Genomic DNA, 15832 nt, shown 5'->3' with positions numbered 1-15832 from the left:
GTTTTAGGCTTCGACCGCCTCCCCCAGGTATGATCGATCCGGCCGACCTCTCCGTGACGCTCGTCGACGGCTACGTCGACGAGCCGGCGCACTTCGGTGTGCCACCGTATATCTCCACGTACCCGCGGTTCACGGCCGGTGCGCTCGTCGATGCCGGCGTTCCCGAATCGCAGGTCACCTACCACACCATTGACGAACTCCGGGAGGAACGGAGGAAGTGGGCCGACGTCGCCGACGCGGACCTCCTCGTCTACATCGGCGGCATGACCGTCCCCGGAAGTTACGTCGGCGGAACCCCGGCCGAACCCGACGAGGTGCGCGAACTCGCGTGGGTCGCGGAGGGCGTCTCGGTGATGGGCGGCCCGATCCGATTCGGCGTCGGTGAAGAAAACGCCGGCGCCCAAGAGATGGAGCGGCAGGATCTCGACTACGACTTCCTCGCGATGGGCGATGTTGAGGCCGCGGCGTACGACCTGGTCCATAACGGCTTGGAAGGCTTCGAGAACAGGTATCGCGACAACGACGAACTCGACCGGTGGGCCGAACGGGGCGCGTTCGTGGTCGAGCACCACCCCAACCACCCCGATTACCTGATCTGCGAACTCGAGACCTCCCGCGGGTGTGCCTACCGGTGCTCGTTCTGCACCGAGCCGATGTACGGCGATCCCGCGTTCCGGCCGCCCGACTCCGTCGTCACCGAGGTCGACGCGCTCTCCGACCGGGGCGTGCGGCACTTCCGGGTGGGGCGGCAGGCCGACATCCTCGCGTACGGTGGCGACGGCGAGGCCCCGAACCCCGACGCCCTCAGGCGGCTCTACGCCGGGATCCGCGAGGTCGCCCCCGAGCTCCAGACCCTCCATCTCGACAACATGAACCCCATCACGGTGGTGAAGTGGCCCGAGCAGGCCAGAGAGGGCATTCGGATCATCGCCGAGTTCAATACTCCCGGCGACACCGCGGCGTTCGGCCTGGAGTCGGCGGATCCGGTGGTCCAAGAGCAGAACCACCTCAACGTCACCGCCGACGAGTGTTTCGAGGCGGTTCGGGTCGTCAACGAGGAGGCGGGGTGGCGGCCGGGCGACGACCGGGGAGACGCGCCGACTCACGGTACCGACGCCGCGGACCGGCTCCCCAAACTCCTCCCCGGCATCAACCTGCTCCACGGCCTCAACGGCGAGCGCGCCGAGACCTTCGAACACAACAAGCGGTTCCTCCAGCGGGTCTACGACGCGGGACTGATGCTCCGCCGGATCAACATCCGGCAGGTGATGGCGTTCGAGGGGACCGAGATGTCGGAGGCGGGCGCCGACATCGCGATCGACCACAAAAAGCGGTTCAAACGGTACAAACGCGAGGTCCGCGAGGAGATCGACCAGCCGATGCTGCGTCGGCTGGCGCCAACCGGGACGGTGCTTCCGGACGTCCACCTGGAGTATCATCAAGACGGCCGGACGTTCGGCCGACAGCTCGGGACCTACCCCCTTCTGGTTGGCGTCCCGGGCGAGCGCGAGTTGGGTACAACCACCGACGTCGCGGTGGTCGACCACGGCTACCGGTCGGTCACCGGGGTGCCATACCCGCTCGACCCCAACGCCGCGTCGATGGACGAACTCACCGCGATTCCGGGGATCGGCGACAGCACTGCCGGTGACATCGTGGTCAACCGACCGTACGACTCAGCGGCGACAGTTCCGAGCCCCGAAATCGACTTCACCGCGTTCACCGGTCGATATCCGCGCAACGAGCGGTCGAACGCGGAGTAACCCTCACAACGGTTACTCTCACTGTTCACAGCCGGGCGCTACCTCCGTTGACGTCACTCACCGGCAAGAGCCGAGAGTACCCATTATCACACCTCCTCTTCGATCACTTCACCCACCGCGAAGTTGGATTTGACCTCGGCGACCTCGATTTTGACACGGTCGCCGACCTCGGTGCCGGGGACGATGATCACGTAGCCCCGCTCGACGCGGGCGATGCCGTCGCCCTGCTTGCCGATGTCCTCGATCTCGACGTACCGGAGCTCGCCCGGTTCGACTGGTGGCTGGGGCTCCGACGTCGGTTCGTCGGGCTCACCGGGGTCGGACGTCGATTCCACCGCGCGGGAGATGAGAGCGACGCGGTACGTCTCGCCGGGATCGACCGACCCCGTCTCGACCTCGCGTTTCGGTACCTCGACGACGTACCGATCGCCTTCGTCGCGAACGTCAGCGTTGAACAGACACAGGAGTTTATCTGAGATTTCCACCGTAAGACCTCCGTCGGATCGTCTCAGCCGATGAATAAAGTAGTATCGCCCGTTCAACGGGCTACCGCGTGAGACCGGCCCGTACGGACCGCGCCGCGGCGGTCACCCGAAGTCGCCGAATGTCGTCTGTAACCCCGCGGCCATCGTCGACTTGCGTCGGAGCGCTGCCACCGACACCGGCAGGTGTTCGGTCACCCCACGGAGCGCCGCGCCGAAGGTCTCTGCGGTGCCGTGGGTGTCGGTGTCAAAGGCGTCCCGGACGGCCTCCCGGACCTGCCAGACCCCGACCGGGCCCCAGTAGTCGTCGGAGACGTGCCGCACCACGAGCGCCTTGGCCTGCCGGCCGCGCTCCGCGACGTGTTCGAGGACACCCAGCCGGGCGGCGTGGTACGCGCCCGCGGTCTCGTCGACGTAGCCGGTTCGACCCTCCGATCCTTCCCGGTCGGCGGCAAAGTACATTCCGGCCTCGGGATCGGGGTTCCAGACGCTGCCGGGGGCTTTGAGCTCCACCAGTTCGTACTCCCACTCGCCGGGCGCGAGCAGGACCCAGAACGCGTTGCCGAGGAACTCGTTGCGGTGGACTTCCACACTGTCGACCGACGGGTTGGTGCGGATCCGCCCGCGGAGGTATTTCCCCACAGTGTCGTCGACAGCAGTGATCGACCAGCGCGTGGGGACGAGGCGGCGCTGTTCGGTCTGTCCGAGCGCGCCCGCCGACAGGATGGTGTTGATGTCGTAGACGTCGAACCCGCGGCGGTAGAGGTAGGTAATTGCGCCTTCAGCGTTCCAGTCGTCGTCTTCGAGCGTCTTCTCGACCAGTCGGGGCACGTGGGGGTTCTCCGCGAGATCCGCGGAGGTGGCGCGGGCCCGCGGGCCGAGCGGCGTTGCCACGTCCTCAACGCCGGCGTCGAGGTCGACGTTCGGACGCTCGTTCAGCCCGATCTCGACGGTCACCGGGCGGTCGGAGATCGCGACCTCCCGTTGCGTGCCAAGGAAGCCGTTCCAGGAGTCGGCGACGCTCGTCACCTCTTGGGGCCGCGTCGAGTTCAGAAGCGATGTCCGACGGGCGAACACGTCTGCGATCGACACTCCCTCGTCGTACCACGCGCCGGAGGTCTCGAACCGCTCGGCGTCGTCGTCGTGGCCCACCGGCGAGAGCACGCCCGTGGAGACGCGGGGGTAGTTCGAGGTGCCGACGAAGATCGACGGCGACACGCCGCCGTAGAGCGAATCGCCCTGGAGCGTCTCCTCGAAGCGGTCCTGGAAGGTCTCGAGGTGATCCAGGATGTCGTAGGACTTCTGGTCGGCGAGTCGCCGACGCTCCGCGCGCTCGTTGCGTTCGAGGTCGACGTACTCGTCCAGGTTCACGGCACCGAGATGAGGGAGCGACAGGTATGATTATGTCGGTCGCGCCCGGGGATCGCAGGCGCTGTGGACGGGCGTCGCCGGAGACCGTCGGCAGAACGGCCAGCGGATCCCGACAGACATACAACGGTGAAGGCGTGGATCCTTCGGTATGCCCTCCAACCCCGATGTCGAACGACCACGCGACGCACGCACCGTCGCGGAGCAATACCGGAGGTACGAGCGCCCCCTGAGCGCACTCGTCGCCATCGCTGTCGTGGTCACGTTCCTCGCCACGTACCTGGCCACGTCGTTGGTCCCGGCGGTCGGCGTCTTCGCCGGGTCGCTCGCACTCGTCAGCGTGCCCATCTTCCGACTGCGCGGGACCGTCCGACTCGAAACCGACGCCGACGCAGACGCGGTAGTCAACGCGTTCACCGGCCCGACGCCGCCGGTGCTCGCGTTCCAGTGGGGGATCGCGGACGCGGTCGTCGTCGACGACGAGGCGGTCACGTACCGCATCTCGTACCTGTTCGGCCTGCAGTCGGTGGAGGTGACGGTCCGCGCCCGTGGCAACTCCACCCCGGAGCGCGGCCGGACCGTCGAACTGACGGTGACCGCGGAGGGGGAACCGTGGTCGACGTACACCGTCCACGTCACCCCACACGACGGCCGGACGGGAGTGGAGTACGAGTACGTGTCCGACCGACGCTTCGGGCTGCGCCGCCTCCCACAGCGGCTCGTCGCCGGCCGGTACCGCGACGAAGCCCTCGCGGCGCAGGGGTACACCGTCGTCGAACGCGACAGCCGGTACGGCGTCTGAGCGGCCTGCTGCGTAGCAAGCACGCCGACGGCGTCACCCTCGAGTACCCGATGGCGACACTCGGGACCGACGCGAGTCGGGGTCGCCTCACGGTCGACGCCGAGACGTATCGGGACGGCGACGCCGAGACGAGCATCGCCGTCACCGTCGACGGCCAGCCCGTCACGCCTCGGCGTCGTCGATCCGCACCACCAGGGTCGGGGTGTCGGTGTTCTCGACGACCCGCTCGGTCACGCTGCCGAGGTTCGCGAGTTTGTCGCGCCCCGAGCGGCCGTGCGTCCCCATCACGACGAGGTCGACCGGCGTCTCCGCGGCGTACTCCAAGATCTCCCGGGAGGGGACGCCGTCGCGGACGACCGCGGTACAGCCGACCCCCGCCTCGGCGGCCCCGTCGGCGACGCGCTCGACCGCCGCTTGGGCGTCGTCCTGCATCGTCGCCTTCAGGTCGGGCTTCTGCGCCTCGTCGGCCGCCAGATAGAGCCGGCGGTCGACCACGGAGAGCGCGTGGATGGTCGCGTCGCGGCCGTCGGCGACCTCCACCGCGTGTGCCAACGCCTGTTCCGTGCCGTCGCTGCCGTCGGTTGGGAGGAGGATCCGATCGTACATCTCGTCCCCGGCTTCGCACAGTGTCTATTTCAATGGTCCCGTTACATCGGGGGCGGGGGCGGAGCCGCCTCCCTTCGCTCCCGGTGTAGACAGCGGTTCGACCGCCCGACGCCGTCGACAGCGTATTCACGCTGCCGTTCGTAGACTCGATATGTGCACGCTGACGCTCGGGTGGCGCGTCGTCGACGACGCGCCGGTCGTCGTCGCCGCGAACCGCGACGAACTGTCCGGGCGGCCGTCGGAGCCGCCAGCCGTCACCGACGGCGATCCGTCCATCCTCGCGCCCCGAGACGCCGAGGCCGGCGGGACCTGGATCGGCGCCAACGAACACGGCGTCGTCGTTGCGATCACAAACCGGTGGGTCGACGTCCCGGGCGGTGGCGAGCGCTCCCGCGGACTGTTGGTCCGCGACGTACTCGGCGCGGCGTCGACCCACGAGGCCCGGTCAGTCGTCGACGACGCGCTCGCGGCCCACACCTACGACGGATTCAACCTGATCGTGGCCGAACGCGGCGGCGAGGCAACGCCCGGTGACCCCACCGCACTGTACTTCGAGTGGGACGGCGGCCTCGACGTCCGGCGGCTCGATCCCGGCGTCCACGTGGTTGTCAACGTCGGTATCGACGGGGAGTATTTCGAGCCCGAACGTGATCCCGGCCGCGGCGCCGAGCAGGCGGGCAACGCGACCCGGCTCCGAAACGTCTTAACCCCCGAGCCCGGCGAGTCGGCGCCGGCGTGGCGGTCCCGCGCGGCCGACGCGCTGGGCGACCACAATCACGGCGTCTGCGTTCACGACCCCGAGCGCGAGTTCGGAACCTGCTCGGCCTCGCTTTTCACGCTGCGGTCGGACGGCACCACCGATATGCGGTTCGCGGACGGACCACCGTGTGAGACCGCCTTCCGCCGGGTGGAAGGCCACATTTAAGCGACTCGGTAAGCCACGTACACGTATGAGCGCGAGCGCCGCGGAGGCCGACCTCTCGGAGGACGAACGCGAAGGGCTGGAGTTCATACGGGAGACGGGTGGGATCCACCAGAGCGACTTCTGGAAGGAACTGGACATCTCCTCGCGGAAAGGCAGTCGGATCGCCGAGTCGCTCGCCGGACAGGGATTGATCCAGCGCGAGGAGACGGTCTACGACGGCCACAACACCTACCACTTAGCGCCCGCCGCGCGTGACCTCGAGTTCGGGCTCCTCATGGCGGGAGACATGCTCTCGCCGTTCATCGGCGAGGAGGAGGTCAACCACAACAGCGACGCGTTCTCGCAGTGGCTCATGAATCTGGCGTACGAGGAGCACTAGAACCGACCTTTTGTCGCGGGCGGCGTTGCCGCCCGGCTGTATGAGGTTCCTCTGAAACTCCACTAACAGAAGTTCGATCGAAAGCGCGGCGTCACCCTCTCAGTCGCGGCGTCACCGCTCCGTTGAGGACTCCTTGGCTCGCTCCGTTGAGGACTCCTTGGCTCGCTCCGTTGAGGACTCCTTGGCCCGCTCCGTTGAGGACTCCTTAGCCCGCTCGCTCCCTCCGGTCGGTCGCGGCCAGTGCACTACACCGACCGACTCCACGGCGGGTGCAAAATCCTCGCAGGGTGCATCTCTGTACCAGATTTCGCAACTCTCACGAGCCGATCACCGTCGGAACTGTCAGCGGACAGACTGTCGGAGCAAGATCGTACCGAATCGAAAGAACGCAGTTATGCGGACGCTGCGGGACTACTCTTCGGTGTCTTCGTCGCCGTCTGCGTCCTCTTCGTCCTCTTCGTTCTCTTCGTCCTCTTCGTCCTCTTCGGTCGGTTCGAGGTCGTTCGCAGCGATGTACTCGTCGATCTCATCGTTGCTGAGTTCGACGAACGCTTCGTCGTCGACACCGATCGTCGCCACGTCGACGCCGCCGCTTTCGAGTTCGTCGTCGTTCGCCGACGCGATCGCCTGCAGCGCCAACCCGACACCGTCGTCGAGACTCAGGTCCTCGTCGTAGTTCTCCTCCAGGTGCTCCTGGATGTCGCCGCGGTCCGACCCGATCGAGACCGCCTTCCACTCGTAGGGGGTGCCGGAGGGGTCGGTCTCGTAGAGGCGGGGGTCGCCGTTCTCGACGCCGCCGACGAGAAGCGCCACGCCGAACGGCCGCGCGCCGCCGACCTGGGTGTACTGCTGGATGTGGTCGGTGATGTTCTTCGTCAGTGTCTCAACGCCGACGGGTTCGCCGTACCGCAGGCGGTTGACCTGCGCCTGCCGCCGCGCGAAGTCGATGAGCTGTCGGGCGTCGGCGACGTGGCCCGCCGAGGCGATCCCGGCGTGGTCGTCGGCCTTGTGAATCTTCTCGACGCTCGTCGGCTCCATCAGTGGGGAGCGCGACCGCTTGTCGGCCGCGAGGACGACCCCCTCGGGTGTCCGGACGCCGACGCTTGCGGTCCCGCGTTTGACCGCCTCACGGGCGTACTCCACTTGGTAGAGCCGACCGTCTGGCGAGAAGATCGTGATTCCACGGTCGTATGCCTGCTGTTGGGCTTGTCCCTGCATAGTATTACTCGAAATCGAGCCGCGTCGCGCCCACGAACCCGTCCCCGGCGTCGACATCGAAACGCGTTCCACGGACGACGGCAGGGCTAGGTTCGTTCTCGAACACGACGTCTCTCTGCTTACCACCTCGGGTCCCGCCGTTCAAATACCTTTCCGAACACGCCCGCATCGTCCCCGAAATCCCGCGGACACGGACGCCGACTGAGTGGCCGTCGACGGCCGCCAGACACGCGACCGCGGCGCGCGCGCGCTCTTCGGCCCCGCGATGCGCCCGGACGATCGCCTCGCCGTCGCCCTCCGTGAGATCGAACTCCACCACCGTCAGGTCGGCCTCGGCGCTGCCGACGTCGCCGTAGAGGTCTTGGGCGGCGTACCACACCTCCCGCTGGAACGCCGCGCGGTCGACGTCGGCGTCGGGCCACGTCTCGATCCCAACGGCGAGGTACCGCCACCGTGCTCGCAGGTGTTTGGGGAGGTGTTTCACTCCACCCCACCCCCAACGACCCCGGCGCGCTCGCTCCTCTCGCCGAACCGCTCGGTTACCAGCACGCCGACCTGGTCGTGGACCCGTTCGACCGCGACCAGAACGAACCCCTCGTCGGTCAGCGTGTCAACGAGCGTCCCGACGGTTGCGGGGTCGTCGACAGCGGGGTCGTAGAACGGCTCCGAGGGGTCGGACTCCCCGAAGAACATCACGTCACCGAGCACGAACCGCCGGGGGTTCAGGTCCGCGATGACCCCGATGGCCTCCCGCTTCTCGTCGTCCGAGAGGTGGTGCATCGCGAAGTTCGAGGTGACAACGCCAACCTGGCCGTCGTAACCGGGGTCGCGGAACCGACCCTCGCCGAATTCGACGGTGTCGATCCCCGCGTCGGCGGCCTTCGATCGGGCCGCTTCGAGCATTCCGGCGCTGATGTCGCGGCCGATCACTCGGCCCGCCGACGGCGCGAGTGCGAGCGCGATCGCGCCCGTACCGGTGCCGAGATCGAGCACGACCTCGTCGGCGTCGGGCGCGGCGTGGCCGACCACTAGGTCCGCACACGCCAGGTACTCCTCGGAGTCTTGATCGCCGTCATAGGTGCCCGCCGCTTCGGAAAACCGCTCAGCGTGCTCCGCGATCGTCTTCTTCATACCGGCCACGTTCGACGCCGGGGGCAATGAACGACTCGGACAGCCGCGTCCGGTTCCGTTCGACGAGGTCGCCCCACGCGTCGAGCCCGCGTCGGGTCCACTCCTCGCCGAGCCCGATCTCCTCGCCGACGGCGGCCAGTTCCCGGGGTGCCCGGAGCTGGAGGTGCGACTCGGCGGTGGCGCTCACGACGTACGGGGTGTCGTAGTGGTCAACGATCCGATGCAGCCGACGGAGCCGCTTCAGGTGGCGGACCCGGCTGCCGCCGCGACCCCGAAGCGCCGGCCCCAGGTTCACCTCGATGTGGACTCCGTTGTCGCGTGCGGCCTTCGCGAGCACGTGATCGACGTCGCCGGAGCCGCCACCGCGACGGTGGTCTCCCCGGCCGTCGCCGACGAACGGCTTGGAGAGCACGTCGACCCGGGGCTGTTCAACGGCGAAGCGATTCAGCGCGTCGGTCCCGCCGCGGACGCAGACCACGGTCCGCTCGGTGCGGGCGTTCCCCACCGCGCCGCTGGCGTGCTGTGGGTCGGGAGCGACGACCTCCGCGGCGTCGACGAGGTCGGTCGGTAGTGACTCCCGGAGTCGATCGTGGTCGGGGTGGGCGTCGACCGCGCGAACGATCACGCCGTCGTACCCGTCCCGGTCGGCCGTCACCGCGAACCGGGCGGCCGTGCTATCGCCGTCGGGGTGGGCGTAGACCGCCTCGTACATACCGCGACCGACGCGGCCGGCGCGTATGGCCGTTACGGATCCGCGGGTCGGCGCGGCTCCCGCTCACCCGACCAGCTGCCGCACCGCGTCCGTCAGCGCCGTAGCCGCACGACGGACGTCCGCGACCGCGACGTACTCGCGCTCGGCGTGCGCCACCGCGCCCTCGTCGTCGGCGAGCACCCCCGGACCGAACACCACCACCGGCGCGGGCGCGAAGTACGATGCCTCCGTCGCGGCGGTGAAGGGTCGAACCGCGCCCGACCCGCCGGCTCGCTCGGCCGCGGTCGCGAGCGTCTGGACGAGTTCGTGGCCGGCGTCGGTGGCGAACGCCTCCAGGAACGGCGTCGGCCGGTCGGTCAGCGCGAAGTCGACGCCGAGGTGGTCGGGGACTGCGTCGCGAACGGCCGCGGTCAACTCCGACCGGAACCCCGCGGCGGTCTCCGGCGGCACGCTCCGCCGATCGACCACCACCGCACACCGTGCCGGGACCTGGTTCGTCGCCTCGCCGCCCGTGACAGTCGTGGGCGTGAGTGTCGCCGGCCCCAACTGCGGGTGGGGGTCGCGGTCGGCGTCGAACGTCCGGATCGCGGCGAGGGCGTCTTCCAGCCCCGCAATCGCGTTTGCGCCGGACTCGGGGTCGGCGGCGTGGGCCGCGGTTCCCGACAGCGTCAGCGCGCCCTGGAACCGGCCCTTCGCCGCGGGACAGACGTCCAACCCGGTCGGCTCGCCGACGATGTACAGGTCGGCATCGGTGTCGAGCGCCGCGGCGCCGGTTGAGAGCACCTCCTCGTCCGGCGTCACCGCGAGCGTGAGTCGGGCGGTCTCGTGAGGATCGGCGGCGAAAAACGCCGCGAGAAGCGCCGACAGCGGCCCCTTGGCGTCGCAGGACCCTCGCCCCCGGATCCGGTCGGTCCCGTCGTCGCCCTGCTCCCGCGAGAACGACACGTGCGGGGAGACCGTGTCGATGTGCGTGTTGAGGACGAGGTGGGTCGTCGCGGCCGACGCGCTCGCGCCCTTCGACGCCAGCGTATTGCCCGCGTTATCGACGCGGGCGTCAATTCCGTGGGTTTCGATCGCCTCGACGAGGCGGTGACGCACCTCGGTGACGTCCTTGTTCGAGGCCACGGAGACAGCCCGTTCCAGAAAGTCGATCGGATCGAACCCGTCGGCGGGTGCAGGGTCCGCGGTCGGATTACCAGTCATCTACGCCGACCGCACCACGGTCTCGAGTTCGCTCTCGAACTCGCGTACGGCCGGACCCGAGAGGGTCGCCGCTCCGCCGTCGGGAACCGTGATCCGGAGGTCCCCGCCCGGCGGGGTGACGGTCACTGCGTCGTGGCCGCCGAGACGATCCAGACGCTTCGCGACCGCCGCGACCGCGACCGCCCCAGTGCCGCAGGAGCGGGTCTCGCCCTCAACGCCGCGCTCGTAGGTCCGTTGGCGGAACCGCGGCACCTCGTCGTCTGTCGTCCCGGGGGGACCGGAATCGGCCCGCGACGCCAGCGTGACGTTCGCGCCCTCCGGGAACACGCCGGCGCATCTGACCGCAGGCGCGACCGATCCGAGGGTGACCGAATCGACGTCGTCAACGAGTGCGACAGCGTGGGGGACTCCGGTGTTCACCGCGGTCACGGTCAGCCCTTCGACGTCCTCCTCGACGAGTTCGGTCTCGCGGGACAGCGGCACCGCCCGCGGCGCGAACGCCGGCACGCCCATCTCGATTGTCACGTCGTCGCCCTCGACCATCGCGCGGCGTGTCCCGGCGGGGGTGTCGATCATCAGTTCCGTCGCGCCGGTGCGTTCTGCGGCCCACGCGGCGGCGACCCGCGCGCCGTTACCACACATCGCGGCGATCGACCCGTCGGGTTGGACAAGCGTCATTACTACGCGGGGCGGCGAGTAGCGCGCTTCCAGGGAGAGAAAGAGCACGCCGTCGGCGCCGGTTCGGGCCGAGTCGACGTCGGTTCGGGCCGAGTCGACGTGGCCCACACCGGTCTCGCGGTCGCAGTAGGTGGTCGCAAACGCCGGCCGGTCGGGAACCGACTCGGCCGCGTCGACCACGATGAAGTCGTTGCCGGTGCCGTGGTACTTTTCAATCGGTACCTGGTGGCGCAGGACGGTCATCGCTCCAACTCCGTGAGGTCAGCGGCCGTCTCGCGTCGTCGGACGAGCCGGACGGTCGTGCCCGACCGGGCGACCTCGGCGGGTCGCGGCCGGGTGTTGTAGGTGTTCGACATCTCGTATCCGTACGCCCCCGCGTTCCCGACCGCGAGGACCTCTCCCCGTTCGGGCCGCGACAGCGGTCTCTCTTCACATAGTACGTCCGCCGACTCACATATAGGTCCCGCTACGGTCACGGGAACGGTCTCGCGATCCCCGGTCGCGTTCGGCTCCCCATCGGTGTCGGAGTCGACGCCGGCCGAGAGGTTCCGGATCGCGTGGTACGCGCCGTACATCGCGGGCCGGAGCAGCGTGGTCATCCCCGCATCGACGCCCACCACGGTCGCGTCTCGGGCTTCCTTGACCGTGTTCACCCGCGTCAGGAGCACGCCGGCGTCCGCGACCACGTAGCGCCCCGGTTCGATCGATAGCGTCGCGTCGACGTTACCAAGCTCCGCTTGGCAGCCCGCCGGACTGCGTCCGGCGACGTCGCCTAGCGCCTCTCGCGTCGCCGCCGCGACCGCGTCGAGGTCGAGCGGCGGTTCCTCGCTCCGGTATGGTACACCGAACCCGCCGCCCACGTCGACGAACTCCAGGCCCCCGCCGCGGGATTCGACCTCCCGCGCGAGGTCACCCATCCGCGACACCAACTCCCGGTGTGCGGTGAGGTCATCGCCGGAGATCCCGCTCCCGGCGTGGGCGTGGACGCCCACGAGGTCGAACTCCGCGGCCCACGCCTCCGCGAGATCAGCCACGCGCTCGATCGGGATTCCGAATTTGGCGTTCGCACCGGTTCGGACCTTCTCGTGGTGGCCCGCACCCACACCGGGGTTCGCGCGGACGCAGAGCCGACCGTCGAAGCCCCGATCCCGGAGTCGATCGACCGTGTCGGCCGCGCCGACGGTGATCGTCAGTTCGGGATTCGCCTGCCACCGCCCGACCACCCGATCGAGGTCGCGTCCGGGCGGGTTGACTGCGGTGTAGCGGATCCGATTCCCCGTGAATCCGGCCTCGAACGCACGCTCGACCTCGCCAGCCGAGGCGCACTCGGCGTCGAGACCCGCCTCCCTGACCGTTCTGAGGACGGCCTGGCCGGTGTGTGCCTTCACGGCGTAGCTGATGTCGGCGTCCGGGAACGCCTCGCGGAGTCGCGCACAGTTTTCGGCGACGCGGTCGCGGTCGATCACGTACAGCGGTGTGTCGTACTCCTCGGCGAGCGCGAGCAGGTCCGTCGCGTCCCACTCGGCGAGGCGGCGGACCGCCGGGCCGCCGTCGCCGACCCGGCTCATTCCCGGAGCGCCTCCTCGCGCCGGGTGTTGTCGAGGGTGTCCTCGGCGATGTCGAGCGCGACGACCGCGGGCTTGTACGCGCCGGACTCGAAGAGGTCGTGATCGCTCAACGAGGACTCCACGTACCGGGTGAACGCCCGCCGGTTCGCGGGCAGGTGGCCGTAGACGACTTCGTCGGTCACGAGGTCGTACACCGGGATCCGCGGCGTGAGCAGCGTGTTCTCGCCGACGACCGTGTTCTCGCCCACGTGGAACCCGGAGGTGACACGACAGCCCGCACCCAACGACACGCCGTCCTCGATGATGACGGGCGCGTCCTCGACGGGTTCTAACACGCCGCCGATCAGGGTGTTCGCCCCGAGTTTGACGTTCTCGCCGAGCTGCGCACACGATCCCACCGTGTCGCACGAGTCCACCAAGGTCCCGTCGCCGACGTGCGCGCCGATATTGACGAACGACGGCGACATCATGATACAGTCCGATCCCAGATATGCGCCGCGCCGGATCGCGGTCCCGTCGGGGGTGTTCCGCGTGCCGCGCCCCCCGAGGTCGGTGGTCGACCGCAGCGGCAACACGTCGTAGTACGAGACCCCACCGTACTCTCTGGCCTCCGTCTCCCGGAGGCCGAAGTTGAGGAGGATTCCCCGCTTGACCCACTCGTTGACTTCCCACGCGTCGGGGCCGGAATCGCCGATCTGTTCGGCCGCCCGTATCTCTCCGGTCTCGAGCCCCTCCAGGAACGCGTCCAGCGTCGACTGGGCCGCAGAGCCGACGGCGTCGGTTCCCGTGTCGTCCTGGTAGCGCTGCCACAGGTTCTCGATGTCGGATTCGAGTGTCATTGTCGGTCTCCGTTGGATCCGTCGTCGCCGTCCGCGTTCAAGACGGCGTCGAAATCGTACCGTCCCGGGGCGCGACGCACGACCCACGCCGCGGCGTCGAGCGCGCCCGCGGCGAAGATGCTCCGGGAGCCCGCGCGGTGGGTCAGTTCCACCACTTCGTTGTTGCCCGCAAGCAGGATCTCGTGTTCGCCCGCGATGTCGCCGGCCCGGCGGGCGTGGACACCGATCTCGTCTCCCGTTCGGGGCTGATCGCCCTCGCGACCGTGGACGCGGTCGGCACCGTCGCCTCCTCGGTCACCGCCACCACGCGCGCTCTCGATGTCGTCGAGGATCGTCACCGCGGTCCCGGAGGGGGCGTCGAGTTTCCCGCTGTGGTGGGTCTCGGTGACCTCGACGTCGTAGCCGTCGAGCGCGGGAACGGTGGCCTGCACCGCCCGCCGAAGCGCCGCGACTCCCCGCGAGAAGTTCGAGGCCTTCAGAAACGGCACCCGGTCGGCGACGGCGTCGAGTGCGGCCTGTCGATCCTCGTCGTACCCTGTTGTTCCGACGACGACCGCGACGCCGGCGTCGGCGGCCGCCTCCAAGTAGCCGACGCTCGCCTCGGGCACGGTGAAGTCGACGAGGGCGTCGATTTCTCGCTCCCGGAGTGCAGCGCCGAGGTCGGCGTCGGCGACGACCACGTCGGCCGCGCCGGGGGCGTCGCCGCCCGGGACGGCCTCGGGGGTCCGGCTCGCTGCGAGCACGAATTCGACGTCGTCGCGGCCGGCAGCGGCGTCGATCAGTTCGGCGCCCATCCGGCCGCTGGCGCCCGTGATCGCGACGCGGAGCCCGGCCATCACGCCGCCTCCGTGGTGTTGGTCGCGGCTTCGTCGGCGGCCGCAAGCTCCGCCAGGATCCGTTCGAGCTCCTCGCGCGGTTCCTCGGAGAGCTCCGTCAGCGGCGACCGGAGCGTCTCCGGTGCGTGCCCGCGAATCGCCATCGCGGCCTTCACCGGGATGGGGTTGGTCTCGGCGAACAGCTGCCGGAACAGCGGCGACAACTCGAAGTGGAGCTCGCGCGCGCGGTCGAGATCGCCCGCGAGGGCAGCGTCGACCAACTCGACGGTCCGTTCGGGCTCGACGTTGCCGGCGACGGAGATCACGCCGCGGCCGCCCAGCGAACAGACCGGCAGTGTAAGCGCGTCGTCGCCCGACAGGACCGCGAGATCCTCGCCGCGGGTGTGCTCGATGACCTCCGAGATCTGTGCGACGTCACCGCTTGCGGCCTTGTACGCCCGGATGTTCCCGTGGATGGCGAGTTCGGCGACCGTCTCGGGCTCGACGTTCTTTCCGGTCCGGCCCGGAACGTTGTAGACGATCTGCGGCAGGTCGACCGCGTCGGCGACCGCGCGGAAGTGCCGTCTGAATCCGGCCTGTTCGGGCTTGTTGTAGTACGGCGAGATCAGAAGCAGCGCGTCGGCGCCGGCGCCGGCGGCCCGCCGGGAGAGGTCGACCGCCTCATGCGTCGAGTTCGACCCCGACCCCGCGATCACGGGCACGTCGTCGACGGCCTCAACGACCGTTTCGACGACTTCGATATGTTCGTCGTGGGTGAGCGTCGCACTCTCGCCGGTGGAGCCAGCGGGGACGAGCCCCGCGACGCCGGCGTTCTCCAACCGCTGGGCGTCTTCGGCGAGGGTTTCGTGATCGATGCGTCCGTCGGGTGCGAACGGCGTGGTCATCGCAGGGAACACGCCGGTGAAGTCGATGTCTGTCATGGGTGGTGTAAGGTGTGACCCCGTCTGTGTAGGGTTTGTCGGTCGACGCTCGGTCGTACGCGCAGTGCGCCTGCCAGGAGGCCGCCACGAACGGGGGTGCCACTCCCGCTCGGGGCGTCGGACGGATCGTCGTACCGGACGTCAGACCGTCACCGGCGCGGTTCGGCGACGGCCGGCAGTCAACGCCGACGACCCGTATCAGCGTGCACGTTTCTTCAGAAAAGCGGGGGCGCCACCCGTCGCTCGCAAGGGCGTCGAGTCTCTCGCGGACGGCATAGCGCGTCGCACGTTCGCGTACAGGACGTGTGGAATAATATACGTTTCGTCTCTCCGGTCGATCGAGGGACCACACCGGCGGACGCGTCGCCACAGCGGGTCAGGCGTCGGTGGGTTCCGCCCGAG

At 69.0% G+C, this 15832-nt stretch carries 18 protein-coding genes; 4 read left to right on the top strand and 14 right to left on the bottom strand.

Features of this window, described 5'->3' with window-relative positions:
• The first annotated feature begins 29 nt into the window (after positions 1 to 29).
• The gene (locus IEX72_RS10670) at positions 30 to 1763 is read left to right on the top strand and encodes a radical SAM protein (protein WP_188787375.1); all 1734 of its coding nucleotides are present in this window, start codon (positions 30 to 32) and stop codon (positions 1761 to 1763) included.
• 86 nt (positions 1764 to 1849) lie between these two features.
• Here IEX72_RS10670 and IEX72_RS10665 read toward each other — a convergent pair whose 3' ends face one another.
• Together IEX72_RS10665 and nreA are read right to left on the bottom strand one after the other, a co-directional pair.
• A complete protein-coding gene (locus IEX72_RS10665) occupies positions 1850 to 2248 on the bottom strand; it encodes a TRAM domain-containing protein (RefSeq protein ID WP_188787374.1) in 399 nt (132 codons plus the stop codon).
• Positions 2249 to 2350: 102 nt separating this feature from the next.
• Entirely contained in the window at positions 2351 to 3616 is a 1266-nt protein-coding gene (gene nreA / locus IEX72_RS10660; protein ID WP_188787373.1) for a DNA repair protein NreA, read from the bottom strand.
• Between the two features lie 148 nt (positions 3617 to 3764).
• Between nreA and IEX72_RS10655 the strand changes: the two genes are divergently transcribed.
• Positions 3765 to 4415: a hypothetical protein gene (locus tag IEX72_RS10655; protein ID WP_188787372.1), complete on the top strand. Its 651-nt coding sequence runs from the start codon at positions 3765 to 3767 to the stop codon at positions 4413 to 4415.
• A 162-nt stretch (positions 4416 to 4577) separates the two neighbouring features.
• On the opposite strand, the gene IEX72_RS10650 is transcribed toward IEX72_RS10655, so the two are convergent.
• Positions 4578 to 5021 (bottom strand): universal stress protein, encoded by a 444-nt coding sequence (locus IEX72_RS10650; RefSeq protein WP_188787371.1) that lies wholly within the window; start codon positions 5019 to 5021, stop codon positions 4578 to 4580.
• 151 nt (positions 5022 to 5172) lie between these two features.
• Between IEX72_RS10650 and IEX72_RS10645 the strand changes: the two genes are divergently transcribed.
• Complete coding sequence (locus tag IEX72_RS10645; RefSeq protein WP_188787370.1) at positions 5173 to 5946, top strand: NRDE family protein; 774 nt, start codon at positions 5173 to 5175, stop codon at positions 5944 to 5946.
• A gap of 25 nt (positions 5947 to 5971) precedes the next feature.
• Positions 5972 to 6325 (top strand): helix-turn-helix transcriptional regulator, encoded by a 354-nt coding sequence (locus tag IEX72_RS10640; protein WP_188787369.1) that lies wholly within the window; start codon positions 5972 to 5974, stop codon positions 6323 to 6325.
• A gap of 111 nt (positions 6326 to 6436) precedes the next feature.
• On the opposite strand, the gene IEX72_RS15375 is transcribed toward IEX72_RS10640, so the two are convergent.
• The 11 genes from IEX72_RS15375 to dapA form a co-directional block, all read right to left on the bottom strand.
• On the bottom strand, positions 6437 to 6571 hold the full coding sequence (locus tag IEX72_RS15375; RefSeq protein WP_268238885.1) for a hypothetical protein: 135 nt from the start codon (positions 6569 to 6571) through the stop codon (positions 6437 to 6439).
• A 165-nt stretch (positions 6572 to 6736) separates the two neighbouring features.
• Entirely contained in the window at positions 6737 to 7543 is an 807-nt protein-coding gene (gene psmA / locus IEX72_RS10635) for an archaeal proteasome endopeptidase complex subunit alpha (protein WP_188787368.1), read from the bottom strand.
• 4 nt (positions 7544 to 7547) lie between these two features.
• Positions 7548 to 8027, bottom strand: coding sequence for an Rpp14/Pop5 family protein (locus IEX72_RS10630; protein ID WP_188787367.1), 480 nt, complete (start codon positions 8025 to 8027; stop codon positions 7548 to 7550).
• Positions 8024 to 8674: a class I SAM-dependent methyltransferase gene (locus tag IEX72_RS10625; RefSeq protein WP_188787366.1), complete on the bottom strand. Its 651-nt coding sequence runs from the start codon at positions 8672 to 8674 to the stop codon at positions 8024 to 8026. The genes IEX72_RS10630 and IEX72_RS10625 overlap by 4 nt, the downstream gene beginning before the upstream one ends.
• Positions 8646 to 9386, bottom strand: a complete 741-nt coding sequence (locus IEX72_RS10620; RefSeq protein ID WP_188787365.1) for an RNase P subunit p30 family protein — start codon at positions 9384 to 9386, stop codon at positions 8646 to 8648. The genes IEX72_RS10625 and IEX72_RS10620 overlap by 29 nt, the downstream gene beginning before the upstream one ends.
• A gap of 63 nt (positions 9387 to 9449) precedes the next feature.
• The gene (locus IEX72_RS10615; RefSeq protein WP_188787364.1) at positions 9450 to 10589 is read right to left on the bottom strand and encodes a M20 family metallopeptidase; all 1140 of its coding nucleotides are present in this window, start codon (positions 10587 to 10589) and stop codon (positions 9450 to 9452) included.
• Positions 10590 to 11510: a diaminopimelate epimerase gene (dapF, locus tag IEX72_RS10610; protein WP_188787363.1), complete on the bottom strand. Its 921-nt coding sequence runs from the start codon at positions 11508 to 11510 to the stop codon at positions 10590 to 10592.
• A complete protein-coding gene (lysA, locus tag IEX72_RS10605; RefSeq protein ID WP_188787362.1) occupies positions 11507 to 12835 on the bottom strand; it encodes a diaminopimelate decarboxylase in 1329 nt (442 codons plus the stop codon). The genes dapF and lysA overlap by 4 nt, the downstream gene beginning before the upstream one ends.
• Positions 12832 to 13674, bottom strand: coding sequence for a 2,3,4,5-tetrahydropyridine-2,6-dicarboxylate N-succinyltransferase (locus IEX72_RS10600; RefSeq protein WP_188787361.1), 843 nt, complete (start codon positions 13672 to 13674; stop codon positions 12832 to 12834). Before IEX72_RS10600 ends, lysA begins: the two co-directional genes overlap by 4 nt.
• Positions 13671 to 14510: a 4-hydroxy-tetrahydrodipicolinate reductase gene (gene dapB / locus IEX72_RS10595; protein WP_188787360.1), complete on the bottom strand. Its 840-nt coding sequence runs from the start codon at positions 14508 to 14510 to the stop codon at positions 13671 to 13673. The genes IEX72_RS10600 and dapB overlap by 4 nt, the downstream gene beginning before the upstream one ends.
• On the bottom strand, positions 14510 to 15430 hold the full coding sequence (dapA, locus tag IEX72_RS10590) for a 4-hydroxy-tetrahydrodipicolinate synthase (RefSeq protein ID WP_188787359.1): 921 nt from the start codon (positions 15428 to 15430) through the stop codon (positions 14510 to 14512). The genes dapB and dapA overlap by 1 nt, the downstream gene beginning before the upstream one ends.
• Positions 15431 to 15832: the final 402 nt, after the last annotated feature.

The organism is Halobellus salinus, assembly GCF_014646875.1.
GTDB classification, from domain to species: Archaea; Halobacteriota; Halobacteria; order Halobacteriales; family Haloferacaceae; genus Haloquadratum; species Haloquadratum salinum.
The sequence above is the reverse complement of the archived record's forward strand: the minus strand, read 5'-3'. Positions and strand labels throughout refer to the sequence as shown.

What these genes read in the sequence shown, in the direction of transcription:
- dapA (WP_188787359.1), bottom strand. Translation starts at nt 15,430, where the DNA reads ATGACAGACATCGACTTCACCGGCGTGTTCCCTGCGATGACCACGCCG.
- IEX72_RS10655 (WP_188787372.1), top strand. Translation starts at nt 3,765, where the DNA reads ATGCCCTCCAACCCCGATGTCGAACGACCACGCGACGCACGCACCGTC.
- IEX72_RS10615 (WP_188787364.1), bottom strand. Translation starts at nt 10,589, where the DNA reads ATGACTGGTAATCCGACCGCGGACCCTGCACCCGCCGACGGGTTCGAT.
- IEX72_RS10600 (WP_188787361.1), bottom strand. Translation starts at nt 13,674, where the DNA reads ATGACACTCGAATCCGACATCGAGAACCTGTGGCAGCGCTACCAGGAC.
- dapF (WP_188787363.1), bottom strand. Translation starts at nt 11,510, where the DNA reads ATGACCGTCCTGCGCCACCAGGTACCGATTGAAAAGTACCACGGCACC.
- IEX72_RS10670 (WP_188787375.1), top strand. Translation starts at nt 30, where the DNA reads ATGATCGATCCGGCCGACCTCTCCGTGACGCTCGTCGACGGCTACGTC.
- IEX72_RS10640 (WP_188787369.1), top strand. Translation starts at nt 5,972, where the DNA reads ATGAGCGCGAGCGCCGCGGAGGCCGACCTCTCGGAGGACGAACGCGAA.
- IEX72_RS10620 (WP_188787365.1), bottom strand. Translation starts at nt 9,386, where the DNA reads ATGTACGAGGCGGTCTACGCCCACCCCGACGGCGATAGCACGGCCGCC.
- psmA (WP_188787368.1), bottom strand. Translation starts at nt 7,543, where the DNA reads ATGCAGGGACAAGCCCAACAGCAGGCATACGACCGTGGAATCACGATC.
- IEX72_RS10650 (WP_188787371.1), bottom strand. Translation starts at nt 5,021, where the DNA reads ATGTACGATCGGATCCTCCTCCCAACCGACGGCAGCGACGGCACGGAA.
- IEX72_RS10625 (WP_188787366.1), bottom strand. Translation starts at nt 8,674, where the DNA reads ATGAAGAAGACGATCGCGGAGCACGCTGAGCGGTTTTCCGAAGCGGCG.
- dapB (WP_188787360.1), bottom strand. Translation starts at nt 14,510, where the DNA reads ATGGCCGGGCTCCGCGTCGCGATCACGGGCGCCAGCGGCCGGATGGGC.
- IEX72_RS10645 (WP_188787370.1), top strand. Translation starts at nt 5,173, where the DNA reads ATGTGCACGCTGACGCTCGGGTGGCGCGTCGTCGACGACGCGCCGGTC.
- lysA (WP_188787362.1), bottom strand. Translation starts at nt 12,835, where the DNA reads ATGAGCCGGGTCGGCGACGGCGGCCCGGCGGTCCGCCGCCTCGCCGAG.